This is a genomic window from Gilliamella sp. ESL0405 (genome assembly GCF_019469205.1).
GTDB lineage: Bacteria > Pseudomonadota > Gammaproteobacteria > Enterobacterales > Orbaceae > Gilliamella.
In genome coordinates this window covers 66771-87775 of the sequence record NZ_CP048265.1, presented here as the reverse complement: position 1 = coordinate 87775, position 21005 = coordinate 66771, and the positions used below count along the sequence as shown (strand labels likewise).

At 37.9% G+C, this 21005-nt stretch carries 17 protein-coding genes; 4 read left to right on the top strand and 13 right to left on the bottom strand.

From position 1 onward, the window contains the following. Positions 1-57 precede the first annotated feature (57 nt). From upp to GYM74_RS00395, 5 genes are all read right to left on the bottom strand, one after another. Positions 58-684, bottom strand: a complete 627-nt coding sequence (upp, locus tag GYM74_RS00415) for a uracil phosphoribosyltransferase (protein WP_220218557.1) — start codon at positions 682-684, stop codon at positions 58-60. Positions 685-1035: 351 nt separating this feature from the next. Then, positions 1036-2040 carry a gluconate operon transcriptional repressor GntR gene (gene gntR, locus GYM74_RS00410; RefSeq protein ID WP_220218556.1) on the bottom strand — a complete coding sequence of 335 codons (1005 nt, stop codon included), beginning with the start codon at positions 2038-2040 and terminating at the stop codon, positions 1036-1038. Next, positions 2033-2725 (bottom strand): uracil-DNA glycosylase, encoded by a 693-nt coding sequence (gene ung, locus GYM74_RS00405; RefSeq protein WP_220218555.1) that lies wholly within the window; start codon positions 2723-2725, stop codon positions 2033-2035. The genes gntR and ung overlap by 8 nt, the downstream gene beginning before the upstream one ends. A 106-nt stretch (positions 2726-2831) precedes the next feature. Continuing rightward, entirely contained in the window at positions 2832-3971 is a 1140-nt protein-coding gene (locus GYM74_RS00400) for a glycoside hydrolase family 105 protein (protein ID WP_220218554.1), read from the bottom strand. 43 nt (positions 3972-4014) lie between these two features. Continuing rightward, positions 4015-5535, bottom strand: coding sequence for an MFS transporter (locus tag GYM74_RS00395; protein ID WP_220218553.1), 1521 nt, complete (start codon positions 5533-5535; stop codon positions 4015-4017). Between the two features lie 647 nt (positions 5536-6182). Here GYM74_RS00395 and grcA point away from each other — a divergent pair. Continuing rightward, positions 6183-6566 carry an autonomous glycyl radical cofactor GrcA gene (gene grcA / locus GYM74_RS00390; RefSeq protein WP_220218552.1) on the top strand — a complete coding sequence of 128 codons (384 nt, stop codon included), beginning with the start codon at positions 6183-6185 and terminating at the stop codon, positions 6564-6566. 267 nt (positions 6567-6833) lie between these two features. Here grcA and dnaJ read toward each other — a convergent pair whose 3' ends face one another. After that, a complete protein-coding gene (dnaJ, locus tag GYM74_RS00385; RefSeq protein ID WP_220218551.1) occupies positions 6834-7976 on the bottom strand; it encodes a molecular chaperone DnaJ in 1143 nt (380 codons plus the stop codon). A 122-nt stretch (positions 7977-8098) separates the two neighbouring features. Continuing rightward, entirely contained in the window at positions 8099-10015 is a 1917-nt protein-coding gene (dnaK, locus tag GYM74_RS00380) for a molecular chaperone DnaK (RefSeq protein ID WP_220218550.1), read from the bottom strand. Positions 10016-10245: 230 nt separating this feature from the next. On the opposite strand from dnaK, the gene satP reads away from it, so the two are divergent. Beyond that, a complete protein-coding gene (satP, locus tag GYM74_RS00375; protein WP_220218549.1) occupies positions 10246-10824 on the top strand; it encodes an acetate uptake transporter in 579 nt (192 codons plus the stop codon). Between the two features lie 87 nt (positions 10825-10911). Here satP and asnB read toward each other — a convergent pair whose 3' ends face one another. The 6 genes from asnB to polA form a co-directional block, all read right to left on the bottom strand. Then, positions 10912-12585 carry an asparagine synthase B gene (gene asnB, locus GYM74_RS00370; protein ID WP_220218548.1) on the bottom strand — a complete coding sequence of 558 codons (1674 nt, stop codon included), beginning with the start codon at positions 12583-12585 and terminating at the stop codon, positions 10912-10914. Between the two features lie 206 nt (positions 12586-12791). Next, positions 12792-13136, bottom strand: coding sequence for a YdbL family protein (locus tag GYM74_RS00365; protein ID WP_220218547.1), 345 nt, complete (start codon positions 13134-13136; stop codon positions 12792-12794). 141 nt (positions 13137-13277) lie between these two features. Next, positions 13278-13463, bottom strand: a complete 186-nt coding sequence (locus GYM74_RS00360; protein WP_220218546.1) for a YnbE family lipoprotein — start codon at positions 13461-13463, stop codon at positions 13278-13280. A 19-nt stretch (positions 13464-13482) separates the two neighbouring features. Continuing rightward, positions 13483-15087 carry a YdbH domain-containing protein gene (locus GYM74_RS00355; RefSeq protein WP_220218545.1) on the bottom strand — a complete coding sequence of 535 codons (1605 nt, stop codon included), beginning with the start codon at positions 15085-15087 and terminating at the stop codon, positions 13483-13485. 66 nt (positions 15088-15153) lie between these two features. Beyond that, the gene (gene gltX, locus GYM74_RS00350; RefSeq protein WP_220218544.1) at positions 15154-16578 is read right to left on the bottom strand and encodes a glutamate--tRNA ligase; all 1425 of its coding nucleotides are present in this window, start codon (positions 16576-16578) and stop codon (positions 15154-15156) included. Between the two features lie 263 nt (positions 16579-16841). Then, positions 16842-19616, bottom strand: a complete 2775-nt coding sequence (polA, locus tag GYM74_RS00345) for a DNA polymerase I (RefSeq protein WP_220218543.1) — start codon at positions 19614-19616, stop codon at positions 16842-16844. A gap of 199 nt (positions 19617-19815) precedes the next feature. Here polA and folE point away from each other — a divergent pair, with 199 nt between their 5' ends. Then, complete coding sequence (gene folE, locus GYM74_RS00340) at positions 19816-20472, top strand: GTP cyclohydrolase I FolE (RefSeq protein ID WP_220218542.1); 657 nt, start codon at positions 19816-19818, stop codon at positions 20470-20472. Between the two features lie 17 nt (positions 20473-20489). After that, a complete protein-coding gene (locus tag GYM74_RS00335) occupies positions 20490-20993 on the top strand; it encodes a hypothetical protein (protein WP_220218541.1) in 504 nt (167 codons plus the stop codon). The last annotated feature ends 12 nt before the right edge of the window (positions 20994-21005 follow it).

Genomic DNA, 21005 nt, shown 5'->3' with positions numbered 1-21005 from the left:
TATAATCAAATAGTAGGCATAAAAAAACCGGTTAAAACCGGTCTAAAATTTGAGATTTTATTTGGTGCCGAATATTTTATCGCCGGCATCACCAAGTCCGGGTAAAATGTAGCCCTTCTCATTCAATCGTTCATCAATTGAAGCAGTATAAAGCTCAACATCCGGATGCGCTTGCTCAAGCACTTTAATACCTTCCGGTGCAGCAACTAAAACTAAAACTTTAATATTTTTACAGCCCGCTTTTTTGAGCAAATCAATGGTCGCAACCATAGATCCACCTGTTGCCAACATTGGATCGACAACTAAAGCCATTCGCTCTTCAATATCTGATGTTAATTTTTGAAAATAGGGTACAGGTTCAAGGGTTTCTTCGTTACGGTAAAAACCAACAACGCTAATCCGGGCACTTGGTATATGCTCAAGAACGCCATCCATCATACCTAAACCTGCTCGTAAGATAGGTACTACCGTAATTTTTTTACCTTTGATTTGTTCAACTTGAACAGGACCACACCAACCTTCGATAGTAACAGTTTCGGTCGGTAAATCAGCGGTTGCTTCATAAGTTAATAAGCTGCCAACTTCACTGGCAAGATCGCGAAAGTCTTTAGTACTAATATCGTGTTCGCGCATTAAGCCAATTTTATGGCGTACAAGAGGGTGTTTTACTTCAACAATTTTCATGGGAGCCTCAGTGTTATCTTTTATAATCTGTTAGTCGTTATAAATAACCACTGAGCGATAATTCTAACATAGTTATCACTTTATGAAAACCCGAATTGAATATGCCTATTTAAAACATAACGCTCTGTTAGATAAGCAAAAACAGATAAAAAAACCGATAGTTTTATTTTTGTTTTCGCTTTTTTTTCATTAGGATCATTAAGCAAAGGCAACATATGAAGCGCAGTTTATATAAACTGATATTTCTTAAGCAACAGCTCATTTATTGATAAGTAAAAACTGACTAAATTGCTATTATCAACCAGATTAATAGGCTTGATTTAGAACATTAACTCGTGCAATTTACGATAATCAAATACTTTCACCGTCTAAATATTGAACAGGGAAATCAACAACTTTTTCACAAATGGTTTCACCATTTATCGACTTTAATAACATTTGTGCCGATTTTTGTCCCATTTCAATTCTTGGTGTTGAAACTGATGCCAATTTTGGGGTAACCACTTGACCAACGTCATGCCCATGAAAACCTGCCACCGCAATCTGGTTTGGCACATCAATATTAAGGCGTTGACACTCAAACAGTACACCTAGCGCCAAATCATCGTTGGTACTAAATACGCCGTCGATTTGAGGATATTGTTGCAAAGCTTGATGAAGCAGTTGTTTACCTAAAGAGTAAGAAGAAGATTGTTTCGTGGCAAAAGTTTTCGCAACCAATCCGGCATCGTTCATCGCCTGTTCATAACCTTGCTGACGGATAAGACTGCGATCATCCTGACGAGCACTAAAATAAGCAATATGCTTATGACCTTTGTTAATCATACGCTCAATCATATTTTTGGCGACTTGAAAATTATCAATACCAACCGCCATATCAATACAAGGGGAAACACTATCCATAATTTCAACCACAGGAACGCCCGATATTTCAATCATTTTAAGGGTTGCGGGGGTATGTGTTCGTTCAGTTAAGATTAACCCGTCAACATTGTAAGCCAGTAATGAACGTAAGCGCATTTCTTCTTTTTCCGGGCTATACCCGGTATGGGCAATCATGGTTTGATAACCATACTTATCGGTCTCGATCTCAATGCCTTTTAACACATCCGCAAAAACTTGATTGGTTAATGACGGTAATAACACACCAATAGCATAACTTTTAGCATTCGATAACATATCCGGCGCTTTATTGGGAATATAGCCAAGTTGGTCTATCGCTGCTGAAATTTGAGATTGAAGTGGTTTAGAAACAAGATTGGGATCACGCAAGTAACGGCTTACCGTCATTTTACTTATCCCAATTAAATTAGCTATTTCCTGCAAGCCAGTTCGACGTTTTTTATTACTACCCATTATTTTGTTCCGGTAACCTTGGTTGCCAATCTATCGGCGTTTTTCCTTGTTGGATAATCAAACTATTGGCTTTCGAAAAATGCTGACACCCAAAAAAGCCACGATGTGCGGATAATGGTGAAGGGTGAACAGCTGTTAAAACATGATGCTTTTGACGATTGATAAATTGACCTTTCTTTTGCGCAGGCGATCCCCATAACAAAAATACTACCCCGTCGAGGTATTCATCAACCGCCGCAATAACATGATCAGTAAATGTTTCCCAGCCTATTTTGGCATGGGAATGCGCTTGCCCGGCTTGAACAGTTAATACATTATTTAATAGCAACACCCCTTGGGTTGCCCAATAGCCTAAATAGCCATGCGACGGAATTTGAAACCCTGCTATATCAATTGAAAGTTCTTTATAGATGTTTAATAGCGATGGAGGCGGTTTAATTCCGGGTAACACAGAAAATGATAAACCGTGTGCTTGATTTGGGCCGTGATAAGGATCTTGTCCTAAAATCACCACTTTGATATCACTAAATGGCGTAAAACGAAAAGCATTAAAAACATCATGCTGAGGGGGATAGATAACTTTTCCCTCAGCTCGCTGTGATGCCACAAATTGCATTATTTGTTTAAAATAAGGCTTCTCTTTTTCCGATCCAATGACATCATTCCATGTTAATTGATTAGTCATACAGTACCTTTACTATGATTTGATATGGCTGGCAATGTTGCTTGCTCATCCCCCTAATTATACCTAAAAATAATAATAAGCCTAATGCTAATCAATATTGTTAAAACTAAATAAAAACCCTTAAATATTCAGTCAAACATAAAATTGCCATTGATTGCCCATATGGCATTGAAGTTAGTGGAATATTTTTATAATAATCCAAATTATGACCCATGGCGGTACCAAACGAAACATTTAATAATGTACCTTCATCATTGATATTTGCCATGACACCTTTAATGGCTTTTTCTGCCATGAGCTTATAGTCATCAGCGATATAGCGTTTCCTGATCGATTTTAATATTCCATAAGCAAAACCAGCTGTCGCCGATGTTTCTAAATAGGAATTAGGATCATCAATAATTGTATGCCATAAGCCACTTTCATCTTGGTATTTAGCGAGTGCTTCTACTTGAGCATTTAACACCTCAATTAATAATCTTCGAACAGGATCATCAATAGTCAGATCGAGTAGCTCAATAAATTCCGGAATAACAATAGTTAGCCAACTGTTACCCCTTGCCCACCTTGCTTTTGCAAAGTTATGGTTACCTTCAAAACTCCAACCATGAAACCAAAGCCCTGTTTGACGATCCATTAAATATTGAACATGGATTAATATTTGATAGATTGCTTCTTGAATATATTCAGGTTTATTAAGCAGTTTGCCAATTTTGGCAATTGGCAACACGCTCATCATCAAAGTGTCATCCCAAAGTTGTTGATGATTTTCACTGTTATAAACAATATGTTGCAAGCCACCAAACTTAGTCCGAGGCATTTGATACATAACCCAATCTGCCCAACACTCTAAATAAGGTAAAAATACCGGATTTTGCGTCTCTTGATAACGATAAGCTAAGGTTAAAAATGGACACACGGTATTGACGTTCTTCGTTGGAGTCCCTTCGGATAAACGCTGTTTAAACCAGTCATCAATAATAGCAAGTGTCGATTTATCGCCGGTTTGTTGGTAAAATTGGTACATACCATAAAGACCAATGCCATGCGTCCACTCCCAGCCATTCCACCCTTTAGTGTCAATCACTCGACCGTCATCTAAGCGAAGAAGAAATTCACCTGTCTCATCTTTAATATTAATCAGATTATTCACAATCTTTTTAATCAACTTTTCTAAATCAGCTCGAGCAATTAAATGTTCGGGCTTACACAGTAATTTGCTATGTTTTACAGGAAATATCTGCATGTTTTGTTTACCTCTAATCAAACTCATATAAAAACCAATAACGCTATTTACGTTTATAACCAATATTATTATTGCCCCAAAGCTTAGTGACAGGCATACCCGTTAACATTTCAACTACCGGCTTACCTTCATCACTGACTCTTTTTTCACTCTCAGAGCCAATACCTTTGATATTGTTAATTTCATCAATTAATATTTTGTGAGTTTTTAGATTCAATTTAAATTTCAAAGAAATTAAAAAGCCAAGTGTTAAAACCAAGATAGTCCCGGCTACTAATAACAATAAAATGGTTTGCGATACCGCTGGCGGCTGTTGGTTTTGCCCACTGACGAAACCAGACCACTGTAAACAGACACCAATTAACATCACTGCGCCAGCCTGCGAGGCTTTACGGGTAAATGTCATTACACCAGCAAAGATACCTTCTCGACGCTTACCGGTGATGATTTCATCGACATCAGAAATATAGGTATAGATATTCCAAGGAACATAATTAATCCCGCCACGCCCTAATCCTGCAATAGCTGAAACGGTAATTAACAGTGTATGAATATGACTTAAGTTGTAATACCAAATAATCCCATAAGCTAAGCAACTCATACCAAAAATAGCCACGACACCACGATAAGCTGGCGCAGGGCCATATTTAATACACAACGGCATCATACACAGCACGGCAATAAACTGCGTAATGGACATTGTCCCAATTAGCGTAGAGGCAACGGTCGGCTCTTGTAATAGCACAAAAATGACATAATAAGTAAACACAGCATTAAAGACGTCTTGAGCAATATAGCCACCCAAATACATCCCGAGATGCTGCCTAAATATTTTTATTTTGAAAGTGGATAGCAGTTCAATAACTAAATGGGAAATACTTTCTTTAAAAGACAAGGAGGCGGCCTCTTGTTCGGCTTGCAACGCTTCTTTGGATTTAAGCGCTGTTGGTCTTTCCCAGGTAAACAAGTACACCATGCAAAGCGCAAATGAGCATAGAATAGAAAACACTAAGCTGGCATAAAAGAAGGATATTGCATTATCTTTACCAAAGTAATTGAGTAAAACTCCCGGCAAGAAACCGGCTAAAATGGCAGATAACTGCGCCATTGAAATTCTTGCCCCTGAAAACTTAGTTTTTTGTTTAAAATCATCGGTCATCTCTGGCACAAGGGTTTCATAAGGCACCAGCACCATGGTATAAACCATATCAAAAAAGAGATAAGTGAATAAATAATAGAGATAATTCATACCCGGCGCCCACATTACGCTATAACTAAAAATAAGTGGAATACCGAGTAAAATAAAGAATTTACGCCGTCCAAAACGTTGTCCTAAACGTGTGCGCCCAAAGTTATCGGTTAAATACCCCATTAATGGGCTAATAACCGCATCAAGTACTCTTGCTGCTGCAAAAATAAATGTCGCTTCAATCGGCGTTAACCCACAAAAATTGGTATAAAAATATAACAACCATACCGCCGTTAATGCCGTAGTACCCGCTCCTAAAAAATCACCGGCGCCATAAGCCAGATAATTTTTTAAACCAATCACTCTATTTTTCATCTTACCACCACTTTTTATCTAACTGCTGCTCAAGATCAACATCTCTTTTAGATGCTCAAGTTAGTCTAGGGTGGGTGTTGCTTTGACACTTTAACGTCACTGCCAACTTTTTTTAAAAATGGCAAAAATTTAAAAGTCGACGTGATGTTGTTCACAAATATTCTTTTTTTATCAAATAAATTTCATTCGGCAAAAAAATTTATGAAACAATAATTTAAATTTTATTTCAGTAAAGCAAATTTACTCCAGCTATTCATCAGCAGTAAAAGTGTGAAGTAAAAATAGTTTGCCTCTATATCAGGCGATTTATATCAAATAGAATGGTATGTTGATTGAGTGATTGTCATTAATAACAATCTATTGAGTAGCAAAGACTAGCTGCCAACTTCAAGTTTACCTGCATTTTAGGCTGATTATTAAGGCTGGATAAAAAGCGATCTATTTCTAAACCGAACATGTTTATCTAACATATTGATACCCAAATCATTTATAAAATATTACAATCCGTTTTATTGATTACCTGACTAAAAAGTGATCTAAGGTATTGCTTATCAGATTGATAGCTTTTTTTGACTTTAATCAATTTTTTAAAGTGCTATATTACAATCAATTATTCAGGACAATAACGTCCGTTAGGAGGATTTAAAATGATTACAGGTATCCAAATCACTAAAGCAGACAATGCAGCACTATTAAACTCTTTCTGGTTATTAGATGATTCAACTAAAGAAGCACGTTGTGTTGCTGCTAAATCTGTTTACAAAGAAGATCAAGTCATTCCAACAGCTGAACTTGGTCAATTCGAATATCGTGAAATTCCATTAGATGTCGCACCAACAATTAAAGTTGAAGGTGGCCAACACTTAAATGTTAACGTACTTCGTCGTGAAACATTAGAAGATGCTGTGCAACATCCGGAAAAATATCCTCAATTAACTATTCGTGTTTCTGGTTATGCAGTACGTTTTAACTCTTTAACTGCAGAACAACAACGTGACGTTATTGCTCGTACTTTTACAACTAAAATTTAGTTCTAAATGACAATAAATAAAATTAAACATTAAACCCATATTGCCCAGCTTTGCTGGGTTTTTTTACTTTCAATTAAGTTTTTATAAACTATTTCACCCAAGTTAAATACTGCGACCAAGTCGGATCATATTTACATTCAATATTTACGGATAAATTTTGATTGAGTATCTGTTGTGCGACTTGCGTCGCTATATCTTTTAGTCTTATTTGAGTGTCAAAAAAATAGCGAAGCAGATAACCCTGCTTCGCTATTGAGTGATATTTTCTTATCCAAAAAACTTTTTAACTTTATCAAAAAAGCTTTTTTCTTTTGGGCTGTGTTTAGCATTTTTATCCGCTTTCAAACTTTCGCCAAGCTCTTTGAGTAACTCTTTTTGTTTACCGGTGAGGTTAACCGGTGTTTCAACCACAACATGACAGTATAAATCACCCACAGAATTACCACGTAATGATTTAATACCTTTACCACGTAAACGGAACATTTTACCTGTTTGAGTTTCAGCCGGAATGGTTAAGCTCACTTTACCATTTAATGTAGGCACTTCAACTTCCCCACCTAACGACGCTAAAACAATATTAATTGGAATCTCACAATGTAGATTTGTGCCATCTCGTTCAAAAATTCCGTGAGGTTTTACCTGCACTTGAACATATAAATCACCTGCTGGCGCACCATTTAACCCTGCCTCGCCTTCACCAGAAAGACGGATACGGTTACCAGTGTCAACACCGGCCGGAATAGTGACAGATAATGTTTTGGTTTTCTGAACTCGACCTTCACCATGACATTTCTTACATGGATTTTTCACCACTTTACCACGGCCATGACAGGTTGGACACTCTTGCTGTACCGCAAAAAAGCCTTGACGCATTTGAACAACGCCAGCACCATGACAGGTATCACAAGTAACCACATCAGAGGCTTTTTCAGTACCTTGTCCATGACAAACACTACAGGTCACCCAAGTCGGTACTTTGATCTCTTTACTTACGCCGCTTGCTGCTTCTTCTAATGTTAGGGTGATATTATATTGTAAATCTGCACCTCTTGAAGAGCTTTGCGCACGCCCACGACCACCGCCGAAGAAGTCACTAAAAATATCATCAAATGCCGATCCACCACCAAAACCACTAAAGCCACCAAATCCACCTGCGCCAGCACCGCCGCCACCAAAACCTTGCTCAAAAGCGGCATGTCCATATTGATCATAAGCGGCTTTCTTTTGTGCATCGGTCAATACTTCATAAGCTTCTTTAACTTCTTTGAATTTTGCTTCAGCTTCGGCTTTATTGTCCTGATTTTTATCAGGATGATATTTCATGGCTAGGCGTTTATAGGCTTTTTTTATCTCAGCTTCAGTTGCGCTTTTACTTACGCCTAATGTTTCATAATAATCTTTCTTCGCCATAATTAACCTTAATTTTTCTTGCAAAAACAACTAAACGGGCTTGAGTTACCTCGCGCCCGTTTAGTAAGTTACATGTTTATAACTCGTTGAAATAACTCATTAAAAAACATCGTTGTTAATGCTTATTTTTTATCATCATCAACTTCTTTGAAGTCCGCATCAACAACATCATCTTGACCAGCATCACTAGCGCTACTTGCTTGTGCACCTTGGTCAGCTTGCGCTTGTTGTTGTGCAATTTCAAGTAACTTTTTCGATGCTTCCATTAATGCATTGATTTTCGCTTCAATTTCAGCTTTATCTTCACCACGAGCTGCAGTTTCTAATGCAGTTACTGCTTCTTCGATAGCTGTTTTATCCGCTGCCGGTAATTGATCGCCTGCTTCAGTAACTTGTTTACGAGTTGAGTGAACAAGATGATCCGCTTGATTACGAACTTGAGCTAGCTCTTCAAACTTACGGTCAGCATCAGCATTTGCTTCGGCATCATTAACCATTTTTTGGATTTCTTCTTCGCTTAAACCAGAAGAAGCTTTAATGGTAATGTTTTGTTCACGTCCGGTGTTTTTATCTTTCGCTGAAACATGTAAGATACCGTCGGCATCAATATCAAAAGTTACTTCAATTTGTGGCATACCACGTGGTGCCGCTTGAATACCATCAAGGTTAAATTGACCTAATGATTTATTATCGCTTGCACGTTTACGCTCACCTTGTAACACATGAATGGTTACCGCAGATTGATTATCTTCTGCTGTTGAGAACACTTGACTATGTTTAGTTGGAATAGTCGTATTTTTCTCAATCAAGGTAGTCATCACACCACCCATTGTTTCAATACCTAATGATAATGGGGTTACGTCAAGTAATAATACATCTTTAACATCACCACCTAACACACCACCTTGTACTGCCGCACCAACTGCAACTGCTTCATCCGGGTTAACGTCTTTACGAGGTTCTTTACCAAAGAAGTCAGCAACCGCTTTTTGCACCATTGGCATACGGGTTTGACCACCCACTAAAATGACATCTTTAATATCAGAAACAGAAAGACCGGCATCTTGTAATGCTGTTTTCACTGGTTCCATTGAGCGTTTAACTAAATCTTCAACTAAAGATTCTAATTTAGCGCGAGTCACTTTGATATTTAAGTGTTTAGGGCCAGATGCATCAGCAGTGATATAAGGTAAGTTAATATCAGTTTGTTGTGCTGATGATAATTCAATTTTCGCTTTTTCAGCCGCTTCTTTTAAACGTTGCATTGCAAGTGGATCATTTTTAAGATCGAAACCTTGTTCACGTTTAAACTCATCAACTAAGTAGTTAATTAAGCGTGAGTCAAAGTCTTCACCACCTAAGTGAGTATCACCATTGGTTGCTAATACTTCGAAAGTTTTTTCACCGTCAACATCATCGATTTCGATGATTGAAATATCAAATGTACCACCACCTAAGTCATAAACGGCAATGGTGCGGTTACCAACATCTTTATCTAAACCATAAGCTAATGCTGCAGCTGTTGGTTCGTTGATAATACGTTTAACATCTAAACCGGCAATACGACCAGCATCTTTGGTTGCTTGACGTTGTGCGTCATTAAAATATGCCGGAACAGTAATGACAGCTTCGGTTACTGGTTCACCAAGATAATCTTCTGCTGTTTTCTTCATTTTCTTTAATACTTCAGCAGAAATTTGTGGCGGAGCAATTTTTTGGCCTTTTACTTCTACCCATGCATCGCCATTGTCAGCTTTAACAATTTTATATGGCATAATACCAACATCACGTTGTACTTCGGCATCTTCAAAACGACGACCAATTAAACGTTTAATGGCAAATAATGTATTTTGTGGATTGGTTACTGCTTGGCGTTTAGCCGGTTGACCAACTAGAATTTCGCCATCTTGCGTATAGGCAATAATGGAAGGGGTTGTGCGATCGCCTTCGGCATTTTCTAATACTTTAGCCTGACCGTTATCCATTACTGCTACACATGAATTTGTTGTACCTAAATCGATACCAATAATTTTACCCATAATCTATTCTCCTCAAAACCTGTATTTTATTCTTTGTATATAAGTCTGAAATATGGATTTTCAAGCCCTTAATTTTCACAAAGAAATAATTTTGTTTCCACTTAAATGGGAACGTAATTTTTAATATCAAGGGGGAAAAAAAATTATTTTTCTTTAAATCTTGATTCTCCGCTTTTCAACACTTATTATTGCCGCTCTTTTTTATTATGATTATTAGTTAAAGGATCTTTATGGAACAAACAAAACTTGCCAATCCTGGCCCACTTGGACTAATGGGATTTGGTATGACCACAATTTTATTAAATATTCATAATGCAGGATTTTTTCCTGTTATGACGGCAATTGTGTCAATGGGTATTTTTTATGGTGGACTGGCACAAGTCATTGCCGGCATTTTAGAATTCCGCAAAGGTAACACATTTGGCACCACTGCTTTTACTTCATACGGTTTCTTCTGGATTGCACTAGTTGGCATTTGGTATTTACCAACTTCGCCAGCAACTGCACCGACCGATGCAACTTTTGTCGGAATCTTCCTTGCTTTATGGGGCATTTTTACCGGCTTTATGTTTATCGGCACATTAAAAGGTAATCGTGTATTACAATTTGTTTTTGCCAGCTTAACGCTTTTATTTGCGCTGTTAGCAATTGGTAACATTTCCGGTAATCACGACATTATCCATGTTGCCGGGTTTGAAGGTATTATTTGTGGCGCAAGCGCTATCTACCTTGCTATGGCAGAAGTGCTTAATGAACAATACGGACGCACTATTTTACCTATCGGCGCACCAAAAGGCGCTGCACACTAATTCAAACTGTCAAACATAGGCAGTATGTGAGCAACAAAAAACGGGGAAAATTCCCCGTTTTTTATTAATCATTAAAGCGTAAGCTAATTATTTTTTATAAGCGTCGTTATGGACACCTACCGCTGCACGACCAGAAGGATCATTTAAATTTTTAAATGACTCATCCCATTCAATCGCTTTGGCTGTCGAGCAAGCAACGGTTGGACCACCCGGTACACAATGCGCTGCGCTTTCAACCGGGAATAATTCATCAAAAATTTCACGGTACATATAAGCTTCTTTAGAAGTCGGTGTATTGTAAGGAAAACGGAATTTTGCGTTTTCTAACTGCTGATCAGTGATTTTACTTTCCGCAATCTCTTTTAAAGTATCGATCCAACTATAGCCAACACCGTCAGAGAATTGCTCTTTTTGACGCCAAACCACAGATGCCGGTAAATAAGATTCAAATGCTTCACGGACAATATGTTTTTCCATTTTGCCGTTGCTACCGCACATTTTATCTTTTGGATTAATGCGCATTGCCACATCTAAGAATTTCTTATCAAGGAATGGTACACGAGCTTCAACGCCCCATGCTGCCATTGCTTTATTAGCACGTGCACAGTCATACATATGAAGAGCGGCTAATTTTCGTACTGTCTCTTCATGGAACTCTTTAGCATTTGGCGCTTTATGGAAATAGAGGTAACCACCAAACACTTCATCAGCACCTTCACCGGATAACACCATTTTAATCCCCATGGCTTTAATCTTTCTCGCCATTAGATACATTGGTGTTGAAGCACGGATAGTTGTGACATCATAAGTTTCAATGTAATAAATCACATCACGAATAGCATCGATACCTTCTTGAATGGTAAAGTTGATTTCGTGGTGAACTGTACCAAGATGATCGGCAACCGCTTGCGCAGCTTTAAGATCTGGCGCCCCTTTTAAACCTACGGCAAAAGAGTGCAATTGTGGCCACCAAGCTTCAGATTTTTCATGATCTTCAACACGACGTGCTGAGAATTTTTTGGTAATAGCCGAAATCACCGAAGAATCAAGCCCACCGGATAATAAAACGCCGTATGGCACATCTGACATAAGATGACTCTTAACAGACTCTTCTAACGCAATTCGTAGTGCATTGATATCGGTTTTATTATCCTTAACGTTTTCATAATCCATCCAATCACGTTTATAATAGGTTTTGATTTCACCTTCAGTGCTTGATAGATAACATCCCGGCGGAAATGCTTCAATGGTTTTACACACCGGTACTAACGCTTTCATTTCAGAAGCAACGTAAAATGTGCCGTTTTCATCATGACCCATATACATTGGGATGATACCAATATGGTCACGACCAATAAAATAAGTGCCTTTGTTAATATCATAAAGAATAAAAGCAAACATACCTTGTAAGTCATCAAGGCAATCAATACCTTTTTCTTGATATAGCGCTAAGATAACTTCACAGTCTGAGCCGGTTTGAAACTCATAACGATCTTTGTACTGATTTCGGAGTTCTTGATGATTATAAATTTCGCCATTAACTGCTAATACTAAAGTCTTATCTTTATTATAAAGTGGCTGAGATCCTGTATTAACATCAACAATTGATAAACGTTCATGAGCAAGAATAGCTTTATCAGAAGCAAAAATACCAGACCAATCAGGGCCACGATGACGCTGTAGACTTGATAGTTCTAATGCTTTTGTTCGTAGTTGTTCCGGATCTGATTTAATATCAAGAATACCTAAAATCGAACACATTGAATTTCTCCATTTAAAATCGCTAAAGCGATACTATTTACAAGTAAAAACTAACGTTACATTTAAAACTTAGCACACATTATTGGGTGCCAAGCTTTTTAATAAATTGTTGCGAATAATTCGCTAAAGTAACACAATACACATAATTTATACATAATTAAAGTATTATGTCATTATACTTTTCCTATCACTGAAAAAGATTAAGATTATTTCTTTATCCACTGACCTTGTTGTTTGATATATTGACCGGCTGGCGTTTTTTCTTGCGCTTTACTGCCCGCTCGGTTTTGCACTTCGGTTAACGACACATTGGTTTCACCGGCAACTTTTTGATATTGTGCTTTACGAGCCTGATTAATTAACTGCGCAATTTGACTTGCCTCACCTTCATTTTTAACTACGCCTAAGTAGCCGTCGGCTTGTTCACCTACTAAACCATTAGCTTTTGCTTGGCTTAACGAGCTCATGGCTTGATCTAACGTTAACGCCAATACCGGAAAAGATAAAATAGCCGATAATAATACTATCGTTGCTTTTTTAAAAATCTTCATAACAGTTCCCCCTGATAAATACATCATATTGAAATTAGTTAAATATGTGTAATAAAAAATTTTTCGCTACTATTTATTGTAGCAATAAGTATGGGTTTGGGTTTTCCTTCATCAAGGATAATAAAGAGTAAAACGTACTTTTTAATATAACCCGGATTTATTAATCATATTATCTAGCGCTTTATCGACTTTGATATTGATTTCATGATCAATCTTAACATTTAAATTGATATTAATCGGCTCACTCGGCGCTTGCACTTTTACCGTTGGTGAACATCCGATTAATATAAAACTTCCTAACATAATAGCTATCACACCTTTTAGCATAGAATATCCTCTTAATTGATCACCGCTTCTTATTTAAATGCGCTTCAATTCGCTTACGAATAGGTTCGCTAATTTGATCGGACAGTTGCATACTCATTAGCAAGTTAGCGACATTTTCTTCCAGATTGAGATTTAAATTTAACGCTTTACCATTTTCAGCATCTAAATTATTCCCTTGAATATTTAAACCTAATTTGGCGATTCCATTGCTATAATAAACTGTTCCGGCTAGCTTAGTATAATGAAAATTTTTAATAATATCAGTGAGTATTTTAATATTTGGGTTAGCTTGTGCATACTCTTTAAGTGTCGCATTGTCAAAGCGTAAATAGCCGTCATTGACGGTGGTTAATTCTCCATTTTTAATCACTATGCCTAAACTGTTTTTACCGTTGTTTTTCACGGTTAATAGTGTGATTGGTAAATACCCCTCAATCGTCCCTTTAGCGTCTAAACCTTCCGCTGGATACTGAGTAAAAACATCTTGTAACTGAATATTTTTTAATCTTAATTTTAATTGTTGGGGCAATTTAGCTAAATTCAATTTACCGGCGTCAAGCAACAACGTTCCGGAAAAGAGCGCCGCTTGTGCTTTTGTCCATGTTACCAAACCTTTGCTGGGTGAATTTAGAGAAGCAGAATATTGACCGGCTAATTTTATTTTTTGGAAAATAACCCCTAAATTGACTTCCTGAATGTTCAATGCGGAGGTTGATACATTAAATTGATTATTTTTCAGCGATAAATTTACTGCGCCACTGACTGATTTAATATCACTGTTTTTATAAATTCCATTGGCTTTATGGATAGCTAATTGACCTGTTGCTGACAGTTGATTTAATTCAAATAACAAAGGGAACTGTATTTTAAACTGTAAACTACCGGTTAAATCATTAACCATTAAATCCTCAGTCAACTGCGCTTTTTTGACACTCACCGATCCATTATCTAAGTTCGTTAAAGTGACTTGATCTTGGCTAATTGTTGCGGAGAAAGGTAGCGTGATATTGCCATTTTCAATACCTAATTGATTTAATGTGGTAGTAAAAAGTCCCTGCTGAATTTCTAAATGTGAATCGGTTTGGTTCAACAGCAAATTACCTGACAAATGCGCTAAATAGGGTTTATCTGTTGAAATATCGAGTTTAAGGGATTGTTGCTGTTTGACGGCATCAATCTTTATATCCAAAATCGGGACATGTTGTTGGTAGAGTTTGAATGAATCAACATGAATGGTTGTTGGCATCCAATTAAATACGGTTGCTAGCGTTGCCAGATCCAAACCGGACTGTTCCGGAGGTTGTTCGCTATCACTTATCTGTTTATCGGTAGAGTCAGCCGTTATTGGATCATCATCCTGTGGCAAATAGAGACTTAAATCTTTAACAGACAATTTCGCCAATGATAAATTTATGTTTTTGGCTACGATAGTGGTTTTTTGCTGGGATAGAGTGATTTCTTCAAATGATATACCGTCGAAACTGACATTGAGTCCCTGCCAATCTAACGCAATATCATATTTTTGCTTAATTGATATCCAATATTGCCAGCCGCCAATGATGAACAGCCCGATAATAAGAAAAAAACTTAGTAAAAACCAATAACGTTTTTTTAAACGAGCCATAAGTAAACTCTCAATATTGCCAGAAAGCCAATTGCCGGGGTTTTTACCCGGCAATCAATATTATGCTTAAGCCTGTTCCCGTTGTGCAATATAAGCCAGTGCTTTATCAATTCTCGCTAAAGCCCGTTTTTTACCAACGGCAAACACGGTCGCATCCACTGACGGTGATTGACCGATGCCAGTTACTGCAACACGTAACGGCATACCCACTTTGCCCATACCGACATCAAGTTCGCTAGCGGTTGCTTCAATAGCATGATGAATTTTATCGATTTGCCAATCAAAATCCGCAATCGCTGCAATTTTGGTTTTAATCAGCTCTAATGGTGCTTTTGCCACCGGACGTAAATGTTTTTTGGCAGCATCGGCATCAAAATCATCAAAATCTTGATAGCAATAGCGGCATGCTTCAGCCATTTCTTTAAGGGTTTTTGAGCGCTCACCAAATAATTTGATGATAGTAATTAAATCCGGCCCTTGAGTTAAATCATAACCTTGTTGATTGATGTGCCACATTAAGTGCTGTGCGACATAATCAGCATCTAAATGATTAATATAGTGATGATTTAACCATAATAACTTTTCAGTATTAAAAGCACTGGCCGATTTACTGACCGCATCTAACGAGAAATAGCTAACCATTTCAGGTACTGAAAATATCTCTTGATCGCCATGTGACCAGCCGAGTCGGACTAAATAATTTAACAAGGCTTCCGGTAGGTAACCGTCATCACGATACTGCATCACACTCACCGCACCATGGCGTTTAGATAATTTTTGCCCGTCATCACCTAAAATCATCGAAACATGACCATATTCAGGCAGTGGCGCTCCTAAAGCTTTAAGTATATTAATTTGACGAGGCGTATTATTGATATGATCTTCACCACGAATCACATGGGTAATTTCCATATCCCAATCATCGACCACCACACAGAAATTATAAGTTGGCGAACCGTCAGTACGGCGAATGATTAAATCATCAAGCTCTTTATTCGCAATTTCAATTGGGCCACGAATGAGATCGTTAAACACCACAACCCCGTCAACAGGGTTAGCGAAACGCACAACATGTGGCTCGTTATGGTTATGTTGTTTTTGTACTTCATCACAACGGCAATGGCCGTCATAACGTGCTTTTTCGCCTTTCGCCATTTGCTCTTCACGCAACTTTTCAAGGCGCTCTTTTGAACAGTAACAACGATAAGCTGACCCATTGGCTAACATTTCGTCAATAACTTGATTATAACGATCAAAACGTTTTGTCTGGAAATACGGGCCTTCATCCCATGATAATTTTAACCAATTCATTCCTTCCATAATCGCTTCTATCGCTTCCGGCGTTGAACGTTCGAGATCGGTATCTTCAATACGCAACACAAATGCACCTTGTGCATGACGAGTATAAAGCCAAGAATAAAGCGCAGTACGTGCACCACCTACGTGTAAATAACCAGTCGGACTTGGTGCGAAACGGGTTTTGATTTTCATGAAATAATCCTAATAATAACAAAAAGAACACCAAAACGATGATCGTTATCAGTGCCCTTTTATCAAACTTACCAACCAACATTGGTAAAGTAATAACATTTTGATATAAATTTGGTTTAGTGGTTTATTTTAACACGCTAAAGGGTTTGAGCAATAGCCAGTTAGCGGCTTAAAATCAATCACTATTTTGTCAAGAAGTTTCAGATTTACCCTACGTTTAAGTATAAAACCACCACTTTTTGACAACCTGACGATAGCAACAATTAATGTGCCTCATCCCAGTTATTACCAATACCGACATCGACTTTTAAAGGTACCGATAATTGATAACAGTTTTCCATGATTGATTTAATTTTAGAACAATAGTTATCAACCAGTTCCTCTTTCACTTCAAACACTAATTCATCGTGAACTTGCATCACCATATTAATATTGCCGTTTGGTTGACTTTTTATCCAGTCACTCATTTTAATCATGGCGGTTTTAATAATGTCAGCTGCTGTCCCTTGCATTGGAGCATTAATTGCCGCACGTTCGGCAGCACGTTTTTCAATGCCATTAGTTGAGGTGATTTTAGGAAGATATAACCGCCGGCCGGATAGCGTTTGCACGTACCCTTGCTGAGCAGCAAGTTGGCGGGTTTGTTCCATATAGTTTTGCACACCCGGATAACGCTCAAAATAACGATCGATATAAAACTGCGCTTCTTTGCGGGCGATATTTATCTGTTTGGATAGACCAAATGCACTCATACCGTAAATCAATCCAAAATTGACCGCTTTAGCGCGTCGACGCTCTTCTGATGTCACTTCGGATTCCGGTTTACTTAAAATTTCACTGGCAGTTACCCGGTGAATATCTTTATCATGGGCAAAAGCATTAAGTAGGCTCTTATCTTGTGAAAGATGCGCCATAATGCGCAGTTCAATTTGCGAATAGTCAGCCGAAATAATTTTATAGCCTTTTGGTGCAATAAATGCTTGGCGAATTCGACGCCCCTCTTCATTGCGTACCGGAATATTTTGCAAATTTGGATCGTTTGATGATAAGCGACCGGTTACAGTACCAATTTGATTATAATTGGTATGAATACGATGATCGATTGGACTTATCATCAATGGCAATTTATCGGTATAGGTATTTTTCAGTTTGGCAAGCCCACGATAAAATAAAATCATGCGTGGTAACTCATACTCATTTGCCAATTCGCTCAGCACATCTTCACTGGTTGACGGATCACCTTTCGGCGTTTTTTTCAATACCGGCAGTTGATGCTTTTCAAACAAAATCGCTTGAATCTGTTTTGGTGAAGCCGGATTGAATTTTTCACCGGCCAGCGATTGTAGCTCTGCTTCAATTGCTTTTAACTGTTGTGCCAGTTCGTGTGAATAGTCGTTTAACTGTTTGGCATCCACCAGAACACCGGTTCTTTCCATTTCCGCCAATACGATAGCTAACGGCATTTCAATATCAGTAAATAACTTGGTTAGTTCTGCTTCTTTAGACAGTTCCGGCCACAATTTTTCATGCAGTTGTAGAGTTATATCGGCATCTTCCGCCGCATACTGGGTCGTTTTTTCAACCTCAATAGCATCAATTGTCAGTTGTTTCTTATCTTGCTTAGTCAGTTCATTATAAGTAATGGTTTTATAATTTAAATAACGGCTCGCTAAACTGTCCATATCGTGCCTTTCGGTACTGTTAAGTACATACGACTCAAGCATGGTGTCATAAGCGATACCTTGCACCTTAATGCCATAGTTTGCCAGTACGCTGTAATCAAACTTAGCATTTTGGGCAATTTTTTTAATATTAGGGTTTTCTAATACCGGTTTTAATTTCGCCAGCACACTATCAAGCGCAAGCTGCTCTGGTACGCCTAGATAGTGATGAGCAAGCGGAATATAGGCCGCTTGATGCGGGGTGACGCTTAACGAAATCCCGACTAATTTAGCATGCACATGATCAACATTATCGGTTTCCGTATCGAAGGCAAATTGCGTGCTATTGGTTAATTTTACAATCCAGCTATCTAATTGCTCATCGGTTAAAATACATTGATAATCGGTCGATCTAGTTTGCGCTGGCGATTCATCCTGCCCAAATAGTGATAGGTTACTGCTGATAATCGCCGCCGATGCTTTTTGCTGTTTTAAAAAGCTACCGGAGATTAACTCTTTTTGCCAGCGATGAAAGCCGTAATAGGCAAATAGTTCGTTTAAAGCGTTAACATCAATATCACCGGCGATAAGCTGCTCGTTAGAAAAATCTAACTTCACATCGGTTTTGATCGTAGCCAATAAATAGGACAGTTCGGCTTCTTTTTGGTTGTCGATCAGTTTTTGTTTTAAAGATTTCGCCCCACGAATTGATAACTTTTCAATGTCATCTAAACGTTGATAGATATCTTTAACGCTATTAAATTCAGTTAATAAACTTTGTGCCGTTTTTTCACCCACGCCTGGCACACCGGGGATATTATCCGATGAATCGCCCCTTAAGGCTAAGTAGTCGATAATCTTTTCGGGCGGTACACCAAATTTTTCCATGACACCTTTTGGATCAAGCAAGGTATTGTTCATGGTATTAATCAATGTCACTTTATCGCTGACCAGCTGCGCCATATCTTTATCACCGGTGCTAATTAACACATGATGATTTTCTTTTTCGGCTTGTTTTGCCAGTGTCCCAATTACATCATCAGCTTCTACCCCATCAATGCAAAGTAACGGCAAGCCCATGGCTTTTAAAATGTTATGGATCGGCTCAATTTGCGGACGCAAGTTTTCCGGCATGGCTTCACGAGTGGCTTTATATTCGCTGTAAATTTCGTTTCTAAACGATCCACCTTTCGCATCAAATACAACGGCAATATGGGTAGGATTATATTGGTTAATTAAGCTACGAATCATATTAATCACACCAAAAATAGCCCCGGTCGGTTCACCTTTGGCATTGGTTAATGGCGGACATGCAAAAAAAGCACGGTAAAGGTAAGAAGATCCATCAATTAAAATGATTGGTGTTTTATTTGGCATTATAGTTACCCAAGTTTATTAAAAACGTTACCAAACAGTATACCCCAATTAGCGATAATATTGTCATTATTGACGATAATATAGTGTAAAGAAGTTTAGGGTAAATAAGGTGTTTAAATAGAAAACGCAAAGTAAAAAACTGTATATTAAATAACGAGTGTTATATAATACGGTATCTTTTTCGCCCGAGTATTTAGCCATGACAGAATTAAGCATTGCTGCACAAAAAGTTAAAGCCGCACTGGCAGCAAAAAATCTTGAAACCCCTTCTTGTCGTTTAGCAATGGATAATAGTGAACGCAAGGCAAAAATCGAAGAGCATTTTCGTCAGATCATGCAGTTAATGGAATTGGATCTGACCGATGACAGTCTTGCCGAAACGCCACATCGTGTTTCTAAAATGTATGTCGATGAGATTTTTTCCGGACTGTATTACGAGAATTTCCCGAAAATCACACTGATTGAAAATAAAATGCAAGTTGACGAGATGATAACCGTTCGTGATATCACCTTAACCAGTGTGTGTGAACACCATTTTGTCACCATTGACGGTAAAGCGACCGTCTCTTATATCCCGAAAGATAAAGTTATCGGCTTATCCAAAATTAACCGAATTGTCGAATTTTTTGCCTCACGCCCACAAGTACAAGAAAGGTTAACTCAACAAATTCTCGTTGCCCTTCAAACCTTACTAGGGACGGTAAATGTGGCAGTTTCAATTGATGCAACTCACTATTGTGTCAAAGCCAGAGGCATTAAAGATTCCAGTAGCATGACAACCACAACGGCATTAGGTGGTGGATTTAAAACCAACCCAAGTACAAGGCAGGAGTTTTTAAGGGCTTTAAATCACTAACACTATAAGGATATTCAATGAAATATTTATCACTCATTTTTACGGTATTTTTGATTACAGCATGTTCTGAACCGCAACGAAATAATGAAGATAAATTTATCGGTTTTTGGGTTGAAGGTGGCCCGGATTATAAACATACGGCAACGATCGCCAATATTGTTGAAATAAGTAAACAAGGCGACAATTACTTTATCAACGAAAACTACGTTTATGGTAATGAGCAAACCATTGCGATGCGAAAACTCACTAAATCACAAGACTTATTCGACGGACTGGCTTATCCTTCCAAAAGAATGTTTGATTTAGAAAATAAAGTCACTATGGATGATGATGACGATTCAAAAATCGGTATATTTAGTACCTTTTTCTTTCGAATATCAAAAGAAGAAGCAGAGCATATTAAAAGTGATGTAAAAGAGTGCGAAGAGATAGAAAAAAACCGTTTTTTTATTCCTACCGCGCAACAAGAAGAATATAAAAAACGAGCCAAAGAGCTGGCTTATTGTCGGATTTTTTGGTAACAATCAATATTT